The organism is Methylobacterium sp. Gmos3, assembly GCF_056430985.1.
This window is the reverse complement of sequence record NZ_JBWJYL010000005.1, coordinates 56,557-73,115: the sequence shown is the minus strand read 5'-3', so window position 1 is coordinate 73,115 and position 16,559 is coordinate 56,557. Positions and strand designations below refer to the sequence as shown.

The following is a 16,559-nucleotide window of genomic DNA, read 5'->3' as shown; positions in this document are numbered from 1 at the left end:
CGCTGCCCCGTCGCCCCTCAGATCGCGATGGTCGGCCGCCCGGTCCCGAAGCCGGCGGGGTCGAAGGCCGCGCTCTTGATGATCGCCACCACCTCCCGGCCCAGAACGAGGCCGAGGTCGCGCACGGCGGCCTCCGTCAGGCGGGCGGTGAGGAGGGCGCCGCCGCAATCGATCTCCACCAGCACCCCCGTGCCCGCCGGGGCCAGGGCGGCCACCCGGCCCGGCAGGGCGTTGCGGGCGGAGAGACCCGGCGGCATCGCCGTGGCCACCAGCACGTCCCGCGCGGGGATGCGGACCCGCACGCCCGTGCCCGGCGGCCGGGCGAGGTCGGGCACCAGCAGCGTCCCGGCCCGACCGGTGAGGCGGGTGAGGCCGGTCTGCGGGTCGCGGCCCTCCACCACCATGTCGAGGAGGGCGCCGGGCTCCCCGTGCAGGGGGATCAGGTCGGCGCGGCGCAGGAGGGTTTCGGCGGGGCCGGTCGCGGCGACGCGGCCCGCATCGAGCACGACGAGGGTGGCGGCGAGCCGCGCCACCTCCGCGACGGAATGGCTGACATAGACGATGGGCACGCCCGCCTCGTCGCGCAGGCGCTCGATATAAGGCAGGATCTCGGCCTTGCGGGCTTCGTCGAGGGCCGCCAGCGGTTCGTCCATCAGGAGCAGCCGGGGCTTGGCGAGCAGCGCCCGGCCGAGGGCGACGCGCTGGCGTTCGCCCCCCGACAGGCCCGCTGGCTGCCGTGCGAGGAGCCCTTCGATGCCGAGCATCCCGGTGATGGCGGCGAACTCCGCCGGATCGTGGGGCAGGCGGGCGAAGACGCGGCCATAGGCGAGGTTCTGCGCGACGCTGAGATGCGGGAACAGCCGCGCGTCCTGGAACACCACGCCGACCCGGCGGCGGTGCGGCGGCAGGAAGCGCTTGGCCGCCGTGTCCACGAGGACATGGCCGCCGGCCACGATCCGCCCCCGGTCGGGCCGGGCGAGGCCGGCGATCAGGTCGATCAGCGTGGTCTTGCCGGAGCCCGAGCATCCGAACAGGGCGGTGAGCCCCGGCCCGGCGGCGAAGGACGCCTCCAGCGTGAACGCCCCCCGCCGGAGGGCGACATCGACGGCGAGGGCCGGCTCCGTCATCTGGCCCCCAGCCGGCGCCCGGCGCGGGCGGCCAGCGCCTCGGAGACGAGGAGGGCCGTGATCGACAGGGCGACGGAGACGAGGGTGAGGCGCAGAGCCGGCCCCTCCCCGCCCGGAACCTGGGTGAGGGTGTAGATCGCCGAGGGCAGGGTCTGCGTCTGCCCGGGGATGTTCGAGACGAAGGTGATGGTCGCGCCGAACTCGCCCATCGCCTTGGCGAAGGCGAGCACCGCCCCGGCGAGGCAGCCGGGCAGGCTCAGCGGTAGGGTGACGGTGAGGAACACCATGAGGGGCGAAGCCCCGAGCGTCCCGGCCGCGTCCTCCAGCCGGGCATCGACCGCCTCCAAGGACAGGCGCATCGCCCGCACCATCAGGGGGAAGCCCATCACCGCGCAGGCGAGCGCCGCCCCGGTCCAGCGGAAGGCGAAGACGATGCCGAACTCCGCGAGCGGCGCGCCGAACACGCCCTTCCGGCCGAAGGCGAGGAGGAGCAGGTAGCCGGTGACGACCGGCGGCAGGATCAGGGGCAGGTGGACGAGCCCGTCAAGGAGCGCCCGCCCCGGAAAGCGCCGCCGCGCCAGCAGCCACGCCACCCCGAGCCCGAGGGGCAGGGAGACGAGCGTGGCCAAGGTCGCCACCTGAAGGCTGAGCAGGACGGCCTGCCACTCCTCGGGGCCTAGGCCGAGATTCATCGGATGTTTCTCACCGCCGTCGACGACACGCTTCTCCTACCCTGTTCCTCATCCCGAGGCCCGCTGGCGCCGGCACTCGGACTCTGGCCGGAACGGCGAAGACCACCCCCGTCATTGCGAGCGCAGCGAAGCAATCCAGGGAATCGCCAACGTCTCGAGACGTCCCGCTGCCCTGGATTGCTTCGCTGACGCTCGCAAAGACGGACCGGGATAATGGGGCCGCTCAGGCTTCCCAGCCCGACCATCAGGATGAGGCCATCGGATAGAAGGCCCCCCTCGATCTCCCTCAATGCCCGCTGCCGGGCGCACCGATCACCGTGAAGCCCTGCCGCTCGAAGGCCGCCCGCGCCGGGGCGCTCTTCAGGAAGGCCAGCAGGGCCTCCGCATCCGGGTTCCGCGAGTCCTTCGTCAGGGCCGCCGGGTAGACGATGGGCGGGTGGCTGTCGGAGGGGAAGGTCGCCACCACCCGCACGCTGCGGTCGGCGGCGGCATCGGTGGCGTAGACGATGCCGAGCGGTGCCTCGCCCCGGGCGACGAGGAGCAGAGCCGCCCGCACGTTCTCGGCCTGCGCCACCTGCCCCTTCACCGCATCCCAGCCGCCGAGCTTGTCCAGGGCCGCCTTGCCGTACTTGCCCGCCGGCACCGCCTCGGTGTTGGCCATGGCGAGCTTGCCGCCGGCTAGCGCCTTGGACAGCGTCGTGCCGAGGTCCGGCGCCAGGGCGATCTGCGGGTCCGACCCCGCATTGGCCCCCGCCGGGGCGATCAGCACCAGGGCGTTGCGCAGGAAGTTGAACCGGCTGCCGGGCCGGATCGCGCCAGCCTTGTCGGCATAGTCCATCCAGGCCTCGTCGGCCGAGATGAACAGGTCGGCCGGCGCCCCGGCCTCGATCTGCTTGGCCAGCGCGTTCGAGCCGGCATACGAGATCCGCGCCGTCTTGCCCGTGTCCTTCGTCCAGAGGGCGGTGGCGTCGTCGAGGGCGTTCTTGAGGCTCGCGGCGGCGAAGACCACCACCGGCTCCGCTGCCCGTGCGGGCGAACCCGACACCAGCGGCAGCGCCGCCAGCGCCGCCGCGAGCCAGATGCGTCGTGTGATCGGCATGAAGACACCCCTCGCCGGCCGGACCGTTATATCCGGCCGGCTATCGCGATGATCTTATGACCGGAGCGAAATCCGGCAAGGGGTGATGTGCGGTCAGGCCTCGTCGGAGGTCTGCCCGGCGGCGAGGGACGGGGTGCCCTCGGCGCGGTGGAGGCGGCTGAGGGCCACGAGCAGGCGGCCCGGCAGGGGCGAATCCGGCAGAGGCGCGCCGTAACGGGCGTCGCGTCGGGCTTTGGCCGACTGCGCCAGAACGATCGGCCCGAACGGGCCGGATTGGCCAGGGAGGGGACGACTCGAACGCTTCACTCTTACGCTTCCCTTGAACGACTTCGTGACGAAGCCGGCAAAAACGTCGTCGCCCTGCGCGGGTTCCAGGCTCATGTGGTCAACGGCCGGCCACGATGCCGCATTCCTGTGCATGGTTGAGAAAGAATCGCGGGAGCGTGTCCGAACCGGCACGATTTCGCGCCAGCCCCTGTGCCGCGACGGGCGGGCGCGCTAACAGGGCGATCATGCTCGAAGGCCTGCCGCCCCACCGCCCGACTCACGTCCTCCGCCTCGACACCGACGAGAAGTCGGCGCGGGCGATGACCGACCTCCTGGGCGAGATGTTCGACCCCACCGAGACGGCGGTCGCCGCCTTCGAGGACGAGGACGGGAAGACGTGGCGCCTCGAAGCCTATTTCGCCGACGAGCCCGACGAGGCGTTCGTCCGCGGCCTGATCCGGCCGGTGATCGGCGCGCAGGCCGACGAGGCCGAATTCCGTACCATCGCGGAGCAGGATTGGGTGCGCTCCGCCCTCGAAGGGCTGAAGCCGGTGCGCGCCGGCCGCTTCCTGATCCACGGCTCCCACGACCGGGACGCGCGGCGGGCGAACGACCTCGCCATCGAGATCGAGGCGGCGCTGGCCTTCGGCACCGGCCATCACGGCACGACGTTGGGCTGCCTGCGGGCGCTGGTCGCCGAGCGCAAGCGCCGCCGGCCGCGCCATGTCCTTGATGTCGGCACCGGCACGGGCATCCTGGCCTTCGCCGCCGCCAAGGAGTTGCGCCGCCCGGTCGTGGCCGGCGACCTCGACGGCGAGGCCGTGACCACCGCGCGGGAGAACGCCCGCCTCAACGGCCTCGGCCCCTGGCTGAAGCTCTACCATGCCGGCGGCACCCGCCACCGCATGGCGGCGCGGGACCGGCATTTCGATCTCGTCTTCGCCAACATCCTCGCGCGGCCCCTGCGGCTGCTCGCCCCAAGCCTCGCCCGCGTCGTGGCGCCGGGGGGCACGCTGGTCCTGTCGGGCCTGATCGAGCGCGACGTGCCGGGCGTCCTCTCGGCCTATCGCCACCAGGGCTTCGCGCTGTCGAAGCGCGGCGTGATCGAGGGGTGGGTCCACCTCGTCCTGCGCCGGGGCGGCGCCGCGCCGCGCCATCGGACTCACTCCGTGCGGACGCCGTGACCCGTTGCGGGCCGAGCCTCGCGGGCGATAGGCTCCCCGCATGACCGAGTCCCGCCGCCGCTTCCAGACCTTCGACGATCCCGGCCACCGCAAGGGGCCGGAGCGGATCGCGGCCCTGCGCGCCGCGCTGCGCGAGGCGGGCGTCGACGGGTTCGTGGTGCCCCGCGCCGACGAGCACCAATCGGAATACGTCCCCGCCGACGCGGAGCGGCTGGCCTGGCTCACCGGCTTCACCGGCTCGGCCGGCACCGCCGTGATCCTCACCGACGCCGCCGCCCTCGTCGTGGACGGGCGCTACACCCTGCAGGCGCCCGCGCAGGTCGATACCGGCGTGGTGAGCGTGGTGCCCCTGGCCGAGACCAGCGCGGAAGCCTGGATCGGCGAGCATCTCGGCCGCGACAGGGTGCTCGGCTACGATCCCTGGCTGCACACGCCGGACGGGATCGCGCGGCTCGAACGGGCGGTGGCCAAGGCCGGCGGCTCCCTGCGCGCGCTGCCGGAGAACCCGGTCGATTCCTGCTGGGCCGGGCGGCCGAAGCCCCCCTCCGGCCAGGTGGTGGCGCAGCCCGAATCCCTCGCGGGTGAGGCGGCGTCCGACAAGCTCGCCCGGGTGCGCGCGGCGCTCGTCGCCGATTCCTGCGATGCCCTGGTGATCTCGGACCCGCACAACCTCGCCTGGGCGTTCAACCTGCGCGGCGGCGATGTCGGCCACACGCCTCTCGCTCTCGGCTACGCCATCCTGCCTCGCGAGGGCCGGGCGCGGCTCTACCTCGTCTCCGGCGACATCGACCCGGCGTTGCGCGCGGCGCTCGACCCCATCGCGGAGATCGGCGCGCGCCTCGACCTCGACGAGGGCATCGCCGCCCTGTCCGGGGCCCGCGTCCGCCTCGACGGGGCCACGGGCGCCGTCGCCCTCAAGGAGCGCGTGGAATCGGCCGGCGGCACGGTCGATGTCGGGAAGGACCCGATCACCGCGATGAAGGCGGTGAAGAACGCGGCGGAGATTGCCGGCACCCGCGAGGCCCACCGCCGCGACGGCGCGAGCGTGGTGCGCTTCCTGGCGTGGCTCGACGGCGCGGCGGCGCGGGGCGACCTCACCGAGATCACCGCCGTCGAGGCGCTGGAAAATTTCCGCGCCGAGGGGGGCGACCTGCGCGACGTCTCCTTCCCGACCATCTCCGGCTCCGGCGCCAATGGCGCCATCGTCCATTACCGGGTGACGCGGGAGACCGACCGGACGGTGCGTCCGGGCGAATTGTTCCTCGTGGATTCCGGCGCGCAATATGCCGACGGCACCACCGACATCACCCGCACCCTCGCCATCGGTGAGCCCACGGCGGAGATGCGGGACCGCTACACGCGGGTGCTGCAGGGCCACATCGCCATCTCCCGCGCCGTGTTTCCCAAGGGCACGAACGGCGCGCAGATCGATGGCTTCGCCCGCCTGCCCCTGTGGCGGGCCGGGCTCGATTTCGACCACGGCACCGGCCACGGGGTCGGCGCCTTCCTCTCGGTGCATGAGGGGCCGCAGCGCATCGCCAAGACCGGCACCGTGGCGCTCGAACCCGGTATGATCCTCTCGAACGAGCCGGGTTATTACGCCGCCGGGCGCTACGGCATCCGCATCGAGAACCTCGTCCTCGTGGAGCCCCGCGAGGTGCCGGGCGGCGAGCGGCCGGTCCTCGGCTTCGAGACCCTGACCCTCGCGCCCTACGACAGGCGCCTCATCGACGCGTCCCTGCTGGAACCCGGCGAGCGCGCCTGGATCGACGCCTACCACGCCCGCGTGCGGGAGGCGCTGTCGCCGCTCCTCGATGCGCCGACGCGGGGCTGGCTGGAGGCCGCGACGGAACCCCTCGGGGCGTAAGGCCCGCCCCTGCCCCAATTAAGCCGGTGCGGAGGCCGAGAAACCTCCCGCCGCCCGGCGCGAAGAGTCCCGCATGATCGCCCGCCTTCTCCTGATCCTCGCCTGCCTCTGTTGCGGCCCCGCTTTGGCGCAGGGTTTCCGCGTGCCGGCGGACCTCGTGCGGGCGAGCCTCGTGGCCGAGCCTTCGGCGGTGGCGGGGGGAACGCCCTTCACCCTCGCCGTGCACATGAAGCTCAAGCGTGGCTGGCACGTCTATTGGCGCAACCCCGGCGATTCCGGCCTGCCGCCGGAGGTGACGTGGACGCTGCCCGCCGGCTTCGGCACGGGGGCGATCCGCTGGCCGGCGCCGCACCGCATCCCCATCGCGACGCTCATGAACTACGGCTACGAGGACGAGGTGACGCTCCTCGTCCCCGTCACGCCGCCGCCGAGCCTCGACCCGGCCGAGCCGGTGCGGATCGCGGGCAAGCTCACCTATCTCGTCTGCGAGACCGAATGCGTGCCGGGCGCGGCCGACCTCGCCCTGACCCTCCCCGTGGGCAAGCCGACGCCGGACCCCGCCAACGCCGCCCTGTTCACCCGCGCGCGGGCGGCCCTGCCCGTCGCCCCCGTCTGGCCGATGCGCCTGTCCCGCGAGGGCGACCGCATCCGCCTGGACTTCGCCACGAGCGGCCTGCGGGCCGACTCGATCAAGTCCGCCGCCTATTTCCCCTATGGCGAGACCGCCTTCGACAACGCCGCCGAGCAAACTCTCAGCGTCGACGACCAGGGCCTGCACCTCAGCCTGACACGGGGCGACGACAAGACCTTCCCCCTCTCCCTGCCCGGCGTGCTGACGGTGGAGGAGGACACCGGCAACGGCCTTGTCCGCCTCGCCTTCGCCTATGGCGACGAGCCGGCGCAGGTTCCCTCCGCCGCCGTCGCCCCTCCGGCGGCGGCCGGCGCCCCGCCCGTCCCGGCGGCGGACCAGCCGACCCTGCTCGCCGCCATCGGCCTCGCCCTGCTCGGGGGGCTGATCCTCAACCTGATGCCCTGCGTCTTCCCGGTGCTCTCGATCAAGGTGCTCGGCCTCGTGCGCCAATCGGGCGAGAGCCGGACCCGCGTGCGCCTGCACGGCCTCGCCTACACGGCCGGCGTGCTCGCGAGCTTCCTCGCCCTCGCCGGCCTGCTGATCGCCCTGAAGGGCGGCGGGGCGAGCCTCGGCTGGGGCTTCCAGTTGCAATCGCCGCCGGTCGTGGCGGGGCTCGCCTATCTCCTCGTCGCGGTGGGCTTGAGCCTGTCGGGGGTGTTCAGCCTCGGCGGACGCTTCACCGGCCTCGGCGACGGGCTGGCGCGGCGGGCGGGGCTGCCGGGCTCGTTCTTCACCGGCGTGCTCGCGACCCTTGTCGCCACCCCCTGCACGGCGCCGTTCATGGGCGCGGCGGTGGGTTTCGCCCTGACGCAGGGGCCGGCCGTGGCGCTCGCCGTGTTCGCCGCCCTGGGGCTCGGCCTCTCCCTGCCCTTCCTGGCCCTCACCCTGTGGCCCGGCGCCGTGCGGGTGCTGCCGCGCCCGGGCGCGTGGATGGAGACGCTGAAGCAGGCCCTGGCCTTCCCGGTCTACGCGACGGCGGCGTGGCTGATCTGGGTGCTGGCGCAGCAGGTCGATGCGCGGGGGCTGTTCGCGGCCCTGATCGGCGTGGTGCTGGTGGGCTTCGCCGCCTGGGCCTGGGAGCGCAGCCGGGGCACGACGGCCCTCGGGGAGCGGATCTTCCAGGGCCTCGCCGGCCTCGCGATCATCGCCGTGGTGACGCTCGGCTTCGGGCTCTCCCAGCAGCGGGCGGTGCCGGCGGCGCAGGCCGCCGCCGAGGGCACCGAGCCCTATAGCCAAGCCCGGCTCGACACCCTGCGGGACGCGCGCCGGCCGGTCTTCGTGAACCTGACGGCGGCGTGGTGCATCACCTGCGCCGTCAACGAGACCACCTCGCTGTCGCGGCCGTCGGTGCAGGCGGCGATGCGGGCGAAGGGCGTGACCTACCTGAAGGGCGACTGGACCAACCAGAACCCCGAGATCACCCGCCTGCTGGAACGGCACGGCCGCAGCGGCGTGCCGCTCTACCTGCTCTACGCGGGCGGTGGCGATCCCACGATCCTGCCGCAGATCCTCACCGAGGGCACGGTGCTCGAGGCGCTGGCCGCGATCCCCGACCGCACGGCCGAGGCGCGCTGACGCCCTACGGCTCCAGCGAGAAGGTCTCGTCGAAGGCGTAGCCGGAGCCGCGCACGGTGCGGATGGGGTCGGTCTGGCGCGGGCCGTTCAGCGCCTTGCGCAGGCGGCCGACATGCACGTCCACGGTGCGCTCGTCGATGTAGACGTCGTGCCCCCAGACCCCGTCGAGCAATTGCTCGCGGGAGAAGACCCGGCCGGGGCTGAGCATCAGGAATTCCAGCAGGCGGAACTCGGTCGGCCCGAGATGCAATTCGTGGCCCCCGCGCCGGACCCGGTGGCCGGTGCGGTCGAGCTCGATGTCCCCCGCCGCCAGCCGGTCGGCTACATGGGCGGGCTTGGCCCGGCGCAGCAGCGCCCTGACGCGGGCGAGGAGTTCGGGCACGGAGAACGGCTTGACGATGTAATCGTCCGCCCCTGTGCCGAGGCCGCGCACGCGGTCCCCCTCCTCGCCCCGGGCGGTCAGCATGATGACCGGCAGGCGCTCGGTCTCGCGGCGGGCGCGGATGCGGCGGCACAGTTCGATGCCGGACAGGCCCGGCAGCATCCAATCCAGAAGGACGAGGTCCGGCGTGCGCTCGGCGAGGAGCAGTTCGGCGTCGTCGCCGCGCGCGGCGGCATCGACGCTGAAGCCTTCCGCCTCAAGGTTGTACCGCAGGAGGGTGGTGAGCGCCTCTTCGTCCTCGACGATCAGGACACGCATGCTCGATGGTCCATTCCACGCCCGATCCCCCCGGCCGGAGGCGACCGAGGGGTCGGGCAACGCTGCTACGCTCGAACCGTCACCGCCGCCGGGGCGGTGACGGCGTTGGTTCACGCGCCGGGGGTGACGGTCGCGTAGTTCGAGGCGTCGTTTTTCGGCCGGTCGCCCATGAAGATCTCGCCGGTGGCGAGGTAATGGATCGTCTCGGCGATGTTGGTGGTGTGGTCGCCGATCCGCTCGACGTTCTTCGCGCAGAACAGCAGATGCGTGCAGAACGAGATGTTGCGCGGATCTTCCATCATGTAGGTCAGGAGTTCGCGGAACAGCGAATTGTAGAGGGCGTCGATCTCGCCGTCGCGCTCCCACACGTCATGCGCCGCCTTGGTGTCGCGGCTGGCATAGGCGTCGAGTACGTCCTTGAGCTGCCCCTCCGCGAGGTCGCTCATGTGGCGCACGCCGAGCACGATCTTCTGCGCGGGCGCCTGGTCGGCGATGGCCGTGACGCGCTTGGCGACGTTCTTGGCAAGGTCGCCGATGCGCTCCAGATCGCCCGAGACGCGGATCGCGGAGATGGTCTCGCGCAGGTCGACCGCCAGCGGCTGGCGCCGGGCGATGAGCAGGACGGCCTTCTCCTCGATCTCGCGCTGGAGCGTATCGAGGCGCTTGTCGGCGAGGATGACGGTCTGGGCGAGGTTCTCGTCCTGGCGGGCCAGCGCGAGGGTCGCCTCGCCGGTCATCTTCTCCGCGACACCGCCCATCTCCGAGATCGAGCGGCGCAGGTCTTCCAGGTCCGTGTCGTAGGACGTGACGATGTGGCCGGGCATGGCGAGACCTCTGCGGTTGGTGGTCGGTGGCTCAGCCGAAGCGGCCGGTGATGTAGTCCTGCGTCTTACGCTCGTTCGGGTTCATGAAGATCTTGTCGGTCTGGCCGAATTCGACCAGCTCGCCGAGATACATGAACGCCGTGTACTGCGAGATGCGGGCGGCCTGCTGCATGTTGTGCGTGACGATCACGATGGTGAACTCGTCGCGCAGCTGCTCCATCAACTCCTCGATGCGGCCCGTGGAGATCGGGTCGAGGGCCGAGGTCGGCTCGTCGAACAGGATCACCTCCGGCTTCTGCGCCACGGTGCGGGCGATGCAGAGGCGCTGCTGCTGGCCGCCGGAGAGGCCGGTGCCGGGCTGCTTGAGCTTGTCCTTCACCTCGTCCCACAGGGCGGACTTGCGCAGCGATTCCTCGACACGGACGTCGAGGTCGGCATTGGGCAGCTTCTCGTAGAGGCGCAGGCCGAAGGCGACGTTGTCGTAGATCGACATCGGGAAGGGCGTCGGCTTCTGGAACACCATGCCGATGCGCGAGCGCAGCTCGTTCAGGTCGACGCTGGAATCGAGGACGTTGCTGCCGTCGAGGAGGATCTCACCCTCGGCGCGCTGCTCCGGGTAGAGGCTGTAGATGCGGTTGAAGCAGCGCAGCAGGGTCGACTTCCCGCAGCCCGAGGGGCCGATCAGCGCCGTGACCTTCCGGTCGTGGAAGTTGAGGTTGACGTTCTTCAGGCCGTGGAACGACCCGTAATAGAAGTTGAGGTTCTTGACGGCGATGCGGATGGCCCGGTCGGCGGCGGCGTTGCCACGGCTGAGGTCCCCGGTCGGCAGCGCGGAGGCGGCGTTCATCGTCATGTCCTCGTGATGGGGTCGAACGTCACGCCCTCAGCGGGCGTTCTGGGGCTTGATCACCAGGCGGGCGATGATCGACAGGGCCAGGATGGTCCCGGTGATGAGCAGGGCGCCGGCCCAGGCGAGGCCTTGCCAGTTCGGATAGGGCGAGAGGGCGAACTGGTAGATCATCACCGGAAGGTTCGCGACGCCGCCCATCAGGTTGGGTGAGAACCAGGAATTGTTGTTGAGCGCGGTGAAGAGCAGCGGCGCGGTCTCGCCGGCGATGCGGGCGAGCGCCAGGATGATGCCCGTCACGATGCCCGCCGAGGCGGCGCGCCACGTCACCGAGGTGATGACCTTGGAGGGCGGGGCGCCGAGTGCCGCGCCCGCCTCGCGCAGGGTGCCGGGCACGAGGCGCAGCATGTCCTCGGTGGTGCGCACGATCACCGGCACGGCGATGATCGCCAGCGCCACGCCGCCGGCCCAGCCGGAATAAGTCCCCATCGGCCGCACCATCAGGGTGTAGACGAACAGGCCGATCAGGATCGACGGTGCCGAGAGCAGGATGTCGTTCAGGAAGCGGATCACGTCCGCGAGCTTCGAGCCCCGCCCGTATTCCGCGAGGTAGGTGCCCGCCATCACGCCGACTGGCGTCGCCACCACGATGCCGATGGTGGTGAGCACGAGGCTGCCGAGGATGGCGTTGGCGATGCCGCCGCCTTCCGAGCCGGGGCCGGGGGTCGGCTGCGTGAACAGGTTGGGGCTGAAGCCCTGGATGCCCTCGACGATGAGCATCAGCAGGATCGAGCCGAGGACCAGCGCGCCGACCACGGTCGCGAGCAGGCAGGAGACCCGAAGCGTCCGGTCCGCGATCCGGCGGCCGGGGCGGACGCGGCTGGCGCGGAGCGGGGGGGCGCTGGTCACGAGGGGGTTCGTGGCATCCATGGGGATGAGCTCCTCAGGCGGCCCGGACGCGGCGCGTCAGCAGACGCGCGACGATCAGCACGATGAAGGTGATGACGAACAGGATGCAGCCCAGCGCCATCAGGGCGTTCAGCTGGAGCCCGTCCGCCTCGTTGAACTCGTTGGCGATCCGCGAGGCGATGGTCGAGGACGGATCGAAGATCGAGGCCGAGAGCCGGTTGGCGTTGCCGACCACGAAGGTCACCGCCATCGTCTCGCCGAGCGCCCGGCCGAGGCCCAGCATGATCGCGCCGATGATCGACACGGCGGCCTGCGGCACGAGGACGTGGCGCACCACCTCCCAGGTGGTGCAGCCGATGCCGTAGGCGCTCTCGCGCAGGACCGTGGGGATCTGGTCCAGCATGTCGCGGGCGATGGAGGCGATGAACGGCACGATCATGATCGCCAGGATGATGCCGGCGGTGAAGATGCCGACCCCCGAAGGGACCCGGGCGTAGAGCAGTGTGCCGACCACAGGCATCCCCTCGACGACGTTCGAGACCGGGATCTGTACGAACCGCGCGAAGAGGGGCGCGAAGATGAACAGGCCCCACATGCCGTAGATGATGCTCGGCACGGCGGCGAGCAGCTCGATCGTCATGGCGACGGGCTTGCGCGCCCAGCCGGGGCAGAGCTGCGTGAGGAAGATCGCGATGCCGAGGGAGACCGGCACGCCGATCAGCAGGGCGAGCAGGGCCGAGGCGACGGTGCCGATCACCGCGACCAGGGCGCCGTATTGCTCGGTGCCGATGTTCCAGGCGCTGGAGGTGAGGAAGCCGAAGCCGAATTCGCGGAAGGCGGGGTAGCCGCCGTAGATGATCGAGCCGAGGATTCCGGCGAGCACCAGCAGCACGAGCAGGGCGGCGGCGTAGGAGCAGGCGCGGAACACCGCATCGAGGCCACGGCTCGGACCCTTGCGCGGGGCGGAGCGCGTCTCGGCGAGGGCGATGGACTGCGTCAAGGCGGGCATCCGCGATTCTCTGAGAGGATGGACTTCTAACGCGGTGGCAACCGCGACGCGAGGGAGGGAGCCTGAAGCCCCCTCCCCGCGCGGGAACTAAAGTTCCGAGATCACATGCCGAAGACGGGCTTGCCGTCCTTGCCCTTGATGGTCTTCCACTCGTCGTGGATCAGGCCGACGACGTTGTCCGGCAGCGGAACGTAGTCGAGATCCGAGGCGAGCTTGTCGCCGTTCTTGTACGCCCAGTCGAAGAACTTGAGCACGTCGGCGGCCTTCGCCGGATCGGCCGGCTCCTTGTAGACGAGGATGAAGGTCGCGGCGGTGATCGGCCAGGAATCGGCGCCCGCCTGGTTGGTGAGCGAGATGCCGAAGCCCGGAGCGGCCTTCCAGTCGGCGCTGGCGGCGGCCGCCTGGAACGCCTTGTCGGTCGGCTCGGGGAACTTGCCGTCCTTGTTCTGGATCAGCGTGTAGGCCAGCTTGTTCTGCTTGGCGTAGGCGGACTCGACGTAGCCGATCGAGTTCGGAACCTGCTTCACGGTGGCGGTCACGCCCTCGTTGCCCTTGCCGCCCTGGCCGACGGGCCAGGAAATGGTGGTGGCGGCGCCGAAGTCCTTCTTCCAGGTCTCGGAGGCCTGCGAGAGGTAGGTCGTGAAGATGTTCGTCGTGCCCGAGGCGTCCGAGCGGTAGACCGGGGTCACGTTCGCGTCGGGGAGCTTCACGCCCTCGTTCAGCTTGGCGATGCGCGGGTCGGACCACTTGGCGATCTTGCCGGCGTAGATGTCGGCGATGAGTTCGCCGGTCAGCTTCAGCTTGCCGGCCTCGACGCCGGGGATGTTCACCACGGTGACGACGCCGCCCATCACGGTCGGGAACTGGACGAGGCCGTCCTTGGCGAGCTGCTCACCCTTCAGGGGGGCGTCGGTGGCGCCGAAATCGACGGTCTTGGCCTGGATCTGCTTGATGCCGCCGCCGGAACCGATCGACTGATAGTTCAGGCCCGTGCCGGTCTCCTTGCGGTAGGCTTCCGCCCACTTGGAATAGACCGGGAAGGGGAAGGTGGCTCCCGCACCGGTGATGTCGGCGGCGAGGGCCGCGGAAGCGAGCTGGGCCGTCGCGAGGCCGAGGGCGAGCGCGTAAGCGAAGGGTTTCAAGGGTGTCTCCGTCTCGGTTGACTGCGCCCGTGGGCCTGGGGCGATACGGCGCAGATCCAAGGGGCACGGAAGGGTCCGGCCGGCGCTCGGGGCGGTACGACGGTCGTATGACAAGGCTATGACAACCCCGCCGTGTCCGTACTTTCGCGCTGCGGTAAGAATCTGATTTTTCGATCCGTTCCGGCTTGGAAACATTCCGGAAAAACACCGCGCCCGGCCCCTGTCGGAGCCCATGGCACGCTATGGCGGCCCATTGCGTTGATGTCGCATCGACGCGCCCGCCTGAGGCTGCGGGCGACGGGGCTTCGGAAGGACTGAGACGTGGTGACAGGGCCGGCGAAGGAGGACGACGATCCGGACGCCGCCTGGCGCGAGCTTCACGAGGAGCGCGAGGGATTGGAGCGGGCGCTGGCCCTGGTCCAGACGCGGCGGCGGGTCGCGAAGGATGCGGCCGAGGCCGGGGATGCCGAGCGCGAGGAGGCGGATCTGCTCCTCAGCCTGGATCGGGTGCTCACCCGGATCAGGGCGGCGGAATACGGGCGCCAACCCGGCGCCCGTCGCTGGTGAGGCGGCCTCAGACGGCCTGACGGCGATCACGTTCCTTGTGGCGCAGGCGCAGCAGCAGGTCGATCTGCGAATCGGGGATCGGCTGCGTGTCGATGCTGCCTTCGTAGATCCTGCGCAGGCTCTGTCCGAGATGTCCGGTATCGACACCGCCGGCCGGCTTCTCGAATGCGGCTTGTCTTCCTGCCTGGGCGACAGTCCGGCTCATGGTCCTCTCCGATACCGAAAACCGTCTCGGCCCTCGAATACGGGACGAGTGACGGTTACCCTCTCCCAACTTGGTTAACCATGGGTTACCGTCAACCTATCGTTAAGCTTAATCAGGACCCTGCGACGATCCTGTACATGTCAGACATCCAGTAACAACCGGGCTGCTGCGGCACGGGCTTCGTCGGTCACCGTTGCCCCGGCCAGCATGCGGGCGATTTCTTCGCGGCGATCTTCCACGGGCAGCGTCGAGACGCGGGTGGCCACCCTCCCCGCCCCCTTCACCGGTGCCTTGGCGATCAGCAGGTGCGTGGCCGCCCGCGCGGCGACCTGCGGCGCATGGGTGACGGCGATGACCTGCACCGTCTCCGCGAGCCGCGAGAGGCGCAGGCCGATCGCGTCGGCCACCGCGCCGCCGACGCCGGTGTCGATCTCGTCGAAGATCAAAGTCGGGGCTGAGCCCTTGTCCGCCAGCACCACCTTCAGGGCCAGCATGAAGCGGGACAGCTCGCCCCCCGAGGCGACGCGCATCATCGGACCGGGCTTGGTCCCGGGGTTGGTCTGTGCCCAGAACTCCACCCGGTCGATGCCGGCCGCATCGCGGGAGGCGGGGTCGGTCGCGATCTCGGTGATGAACCGGGCGCGTTCGAGCTTCAGGGGCGGCAGCTCGGCCTGCACCGCCGCGTCGAGCTTGCGCGCCGCCTTCCGGCGGCCGGCGCTCAGGGCCTCGGCGGCGGCGGCATAGGCGGCCTCCGCCTTGTCCTGCGCGGCTTCGAGGGTGGCGAGTTCCGCCTCGCCCGCGTCGATGGCGGCGACGTCCGAGGCGAAGCGGCCCGCGAGATCGGCGAGGTCGTCGGCGGCGACGTTGTATTTCCGCGCCGCCGCGCGCAGCGCGAAGAGCCGTTCCTCGACGCGCTCCAACTCGCGCGGGTCGAATTCGGATTCCGCCACCGCGTTCTCCAGGGCGGCCCGCGCCTCGTCGAGGGCGACCAAGGCCGCGTCGAGGGCGTTCACGCAGGGCTCGACCAGGGCAGGCAGCAGCGCCGCCCGGCGCTCCAGCTTGCGCATCGCCGCCGAGAGATGCGGGACGGCCGAATGCGAGCCGCCCGTCGCGTCCAGCGCCTCGTTGAGCTCGCGGGCGATCTTCTCCGATTGCTGCATCACCGTGCGGCGCTCGGCGAGGCTCGCCTCCTCGCCCGGAAGCGGGTTCAGGTCGCCGAGTTCCTCGACGGCATGGCGCAGGAAGTCGGCCTCGCGCCGGGCGGTCTCGACCTTCTCCTTGTGCTCGGCGAAGGCGGCGCGGGCGGCGCGCAGGGCGCGGGCGGCGGCGCCGACCTTGGCGACCTGCGGCTGGAGCCCGCCGAACGCGTCGAGGATCGCTCGGTGCGAGGCGGGGTCCGCCAGGGCCCGGTCGTCGTGCTGGCCGTGGATCTCCACCAGGGCGGCGCCGATGGCCCGCAGCACCTGCACGCCCACCGCCTGATCGTTGACGAAGGCGCGGGTGCGCCCGTCCGCCATCTGGGTCCGGCGCAGGATCAGGTCGCCCTCGGTGTCGATCTCGGCCTCGGCGGCGATCCGCCTCGCCGGATGGTCGAGGGGCACGTCGAACACCGCCGTCACGCCGCCCTGCGATTCGCCGGAGCGCACGAGGCGCCCGTCGCCGCGCCCCCCGAGCGCCAGGGCGAAGGCATCGAGCAGGATCGACTTGCCCGCGCCGGTCTCACCCGTGAGAACGCTGAGCCCCTCGCGGAAATTCAACGCGAGCTTATCGATCAGTACGATGTCGCGGATCGCGAGCTGCGCGAGCATGCTGCGGCGGGGCATCCCAGGGGCCGAGGGGAACCGGAAGCACGCTTCCGGGAACGGAGTGCGTACATAAGCCGGACGCCGACGCGATTCACCCCAAATCTTCGCG

Annotated in this window: 16 protein-coding genes; 4 read left to right on the top strand and 12 right to left on the bottom strand. The window is 71.1% G+C overall.

The features are described from left to right. Positions 1 to 17: 17 nt before the first annotated feature. From modC to ACS5Q7_RS11585, 4 genes are all read right to left on the bottom strand, one after another. Positions 18 to 1,127 carry a molybdenum ABC transporter ATP-binding protein gene (modC, locus tag ACS5Q7_RS11600; RefSeq protein WP_478339466.1) on the bottom strand — a complete coding sequence of 370 codons (1,110 nt, stop codon included), beginning with the start codon at positions 1,125 to 1,127 and terminating at the stop codon, positions 18 to 20. Then, the gene (gene modB / locus ACS5Q7_RS11595) at positions 1,124 to 1,819 is read right to left on the bottom strand and encodes a molybdate ABC transporter permease subunit (RefSeq protein WP_478339465.1); all 696 of its coding nucleotides are present in this window, start codon (positions 1,817 to 1,819) and stop codon (positions 1,124 to 1,126) included. Before modB ends, modC begins: the two co-directional genes overlap by 4 nt. A gap of 286 nt (positions 1,820 to 2,105) precedes the next feature. Next, complete coding sequence (gene modA, locus ACS5Q7_RS11590) at positions 2,106 to 2,918, bottom strand: molybdate ABC transporter substrate-binding protein (RefSeq protein ID WP_478339464.1); 813 nt, start codon at positions 2,916 to 2,918, stop codon at positions 2,106 to 2,108. A gap of 93 nt (positions 2,919 to 3,011) precedes the next feature. Beyond that, positions 3,012 to 3,299, bottom strand: coding sequence for a hypothetical protein (locus ACS5Q7_RS11585; RefSeq protein WP_243956884.1), 288 nt, complete (start codon positions 3,297 to 3,299; stop codon positions 3,012 to 3,014). Positions 3,300 to 3,430: 131 nt separating this feature from the next. Between ACS5Q7_RS11585 and ACS5Q7_RS11580 the strand changes: the two genes are divergently transcribed. From ACS5Q7_RS11580 to ACS5Q7_RS11570, 3 genes are all read left to right on the top strand, one after another. Beyond that, positions 3,431 to 4,369: a 50S ribosomal protein L11 methyltransferase gene (locus ACS5Q7_RS11580; protein ID WP_478339463.1), complete on the top strand. Its 939-nt coding sequence runs from the start codon at positions 3,431 to 3,433 to the stop codon at positions 4,367 to 4,369. 40 nt (positions 4,370 to 4,409) lie between these two features. Next, complete coding sequence (locus ACS5Q7_RS11575) at positions 4,410 to 6,236, top strand: M24 family metallopeptidase (RefSeq protein ID WP_478339462.1); 1,827 nt, start codon at positions 4,410 to 4,412, stop codon at positions 6,234 to 6,236. Positions 6,237 to 6,309: 73 nt separating this feature from the next. Then, on the top strand, positions 6,310 to 8,442 hold the full coding sequence (locus ACS5Q7_RS11570) for a protein-disulfide reductase DsbD family protein (protein ID WP_478339461.1): 2,133 nt from the start codon (positions 6,310 to 6,312) through the stop codon (positions 8,440 to 8,442). A gap of 4 nt (positions 8,443 to 8,446) precedes the next feature. Here ACS5Q7_RS11570 and phoB read toward each other — a convergent pair whose 3' ends face one another. The 6 genes from phoB to pstS form a co-directional block, all read right to left on the bottom strand. Beyond that, the gene (gene phoB, locus ACS5Q7_RS11565) at positions 8,447 to 9,142 is read right to left on the bottom strand and encodes a phosphate regulon transcriptional regulator PhoB (RefSeq protein WP_478339460.1); all 696 of its coding nucleotides are present in this window, start codon (positions 9,140 to 9,142) and stop codon (positions 8,447 to 8,449) included. 110 nt (positions 9,143 to 9,252) lie between these two features. Next, on the bottom strand, positions 9,253 to 9,966 hold the full coding sequence (gene phoU / locus ACS5Q7_RS11560) for a phosphate signaling complex protein PhoU (protein ID WP_478339459.1): 714 nt from the start codon (positions 9,964 to 9,966) through the stop codon (positions 9,253 to 9,255). A 31-nt stretch (positions 9,967 to 9,997) separates the two neighbouring features. After that, the gene (pstB, locus tag ACS5Q7_RS11555) at positions 9,998 to 10,813 is read right to left on the bottom strand and encodes a phosphate ABC transporter ATP-binding protein PstB (protein ID WP_478339458.1); all 816 of its coding nucleotides are present in this window, start codon (positions 10,811 to 10,813) and stop codon (positions 9,998 to 10,000) included. A 36-nt stretch (positions 10,814 to 10,849) separates the two neighbouring features. Then, positions 10,850 to 11,743, bottom strand: a complete 894-nt coding sequence (gene pstA, locus ACS5Q7_RS11550; RefSeq protein WP_478339457.1) for a phosphate ABC transporter permease PstA — start codon at positions 11,741 to 11,743, stop codon at positions 10,850 to 10,852. Positions 11,744 to 11,756: 13 nt separating this feature from the next. Next, positions 11,757 to 12,731 carry a phosphate ABC transporter permease subunit PstC gene (pstC, locus tag ACS5Q7_RS11545; RefSeq protein ID WP_478339456.1) on the bottom strand — a complete coding sequence of 325 codons (975 nt, stop codon included), beginning with the start codon at positions 12,729 to 12,731 and terminating at the stop codon, positions 11,757 to 11,759. 101 nt (positions 12,732 to 12,832) lie between these two features. Next, positions 12,833 to 13,873 carry a phosphate ABC transporter substrate-binding protein PstS gene (gene pstS, locus ACS5Q7_RS11540; RefSeq protein ID WP_478339455.1) on the bottom strand — a complete coding sequence of 347 codons (1,041 nt, stop codon included), beginning with the start codon at positions 13,871 to 13,873 and terminating at the stop codon, positions 12,833 to 12,835. Between the two features lie 321 nt (positions 13,874 to 14,194). Between pstS and ACS5Q7_RS11535 the strand changes: the two genes are divergently transcribed. Further along, positions 14,195 to 14,440 carry a hypothetical protein gene (locus tag ACS5Q7_RS11535; RefSeq protein ID WP_478339454.1) on the top strand — a complete coding sequence of 82 codons (246 nt, stop codon included), beginning with the start codon at positions 14,195 to 14,197 and terminating at the stop codon, positions 14,438 to 14,440. A 7-nt stretch (positions 14,441 to 14,447) separates the two neighbouring features. On the opposite strand, the gene ACS5Q7_RS11530 is transcribed toward ACS5Q7_RS11535, so the two are convergent. Together ACS5Q7_RS11530 and recN are read right to left on the bottom strand one after the other, a co-directional pair. Continuing rightward, complete coding sequence (locus ACS5Q7_RS11530; RefSeq protein WP_478339453.1) at positions 14,448 to 14,645, bottom strand: hypothetical protein; 198 nt, start codon at positions 14,643 to 14,645, stop codon at positions 14,448 to 14,450. A gap of 140 nt (positions 14,646 to 14,785) precedes the next feature. Further along, positions 14,786 to 16,453, bottom strand: coding sequence for a DNA repair protein RecN (recN, locus tag ACS5Q7_RS11525; protein WP_478339748.1), 1,668 nt, complete (start codon positions 16,451 to 16,453; stop codon positions 14,786 to 14,788). Positions 16,454 to 16,559: the final 106 nt, after the last annotated feature.

Excerpts from the sequence above, each read along its gene's own strand:
- modC (WP_478339466.1), bottom strand. The coding sequence starts at position 1,127 with ATGACGGAGCCGGCCCTCGCCGTCGATGTCGCCCTCCGGCGGGGGGCG.
- modB (WP_478339465.1), bottom strand. The coding sequence starts at position 1,819 with ATGAATCTCGGCCTAGGCCCCGAGGAGTGGCAGGCCGTCCTGCTCAGC.
- modA (WP_478339464.1), bottom strand. The coding sequence starts at position 2,918 with ATGCCGATCACACGACGCATCTGGCTCGCGGCGGCGCTGGCGGCGCTG.
- ACS5Q7_RS11585 (WP_243956884.1), bottom strand. The coding sequence starts at position 3,299 with ATGAGCCTGGAACCCGCGCAGGGCGACGACGTTTTTGCCGGCTTCGTC.
- ACS5Q7_RS11580 (WP_478339463.1), top strand. The coding sequence starts at position 3,431 with ATGCTCGAAGGCCTGCCGCCCCACCGCCCGACTCACGTCCTCCGCCTC.
- ACS5Q7_RS11575 (WP_478339462.1), top strand. The coding sequence starts at position 4,410 with ATGACCGAGTCCCGCCGCCGCTTCCAGACCTTCGACGATCCCGGCCAC.
- ACS5Q7_RS11570 (WP_478339461.1), top strand. The coding sequence starts at position 6,310 with ATGATCGCCCGCCTTCTCCTGATCCTCGCCTGCCTCTGTTGCGGCCCC.
- phoB (WP_478339460.1), bottom strand. The coding sequence starts at position 9,142 with ATGCGTGTCCTGATCGTCGAGGACGAAGAGGCGCTCACCACCCTCCTG.
- phoU (WP_478339459.1), bottom strand. The coding sequence starts at position 9,966 with ATGCCCGGCCACATCGTCACGTCCTACGACACGGACCTGGAAGACCTG.
- pstB (WP_478339458.1), bottom strand. The coding sequence starts at position 10,813 with ATGAACGCCGCCTCCGCGCTGCCGACCGGGGACCTCAGCCGTGGCAAC.
- pstA (WP_478339457.1), bottom strand. The coding sequence starts at position 11,743 with ATGGATGCCACGAACCCCCTCGTGACCAGCGCCCCCCCGCTCCGCGCC.
- pstC (WP_478339456.1), bottom strand. The coding sequence starts at position 12,731 with ATGCCCGCCTTGACGCAGTCCATCGCCCTCGCCGAGACGCGCTCCGCC.
- ACS5Q7_RS11530 (WP_478339453.1), bottom strand. The coding sequence starts at position 14,645 with ATGAGCCGGACTGTCGCCCAGGCAGGAAGACAAGCCGCATTCGAGAAG.
- recN (WP_478339748.1), bottom strand. The coding sequence starts at position 16,453 with ATGCTCGCGCAGCTCGCGATCCGCGACATCGTACTGATCGATAAGCTC.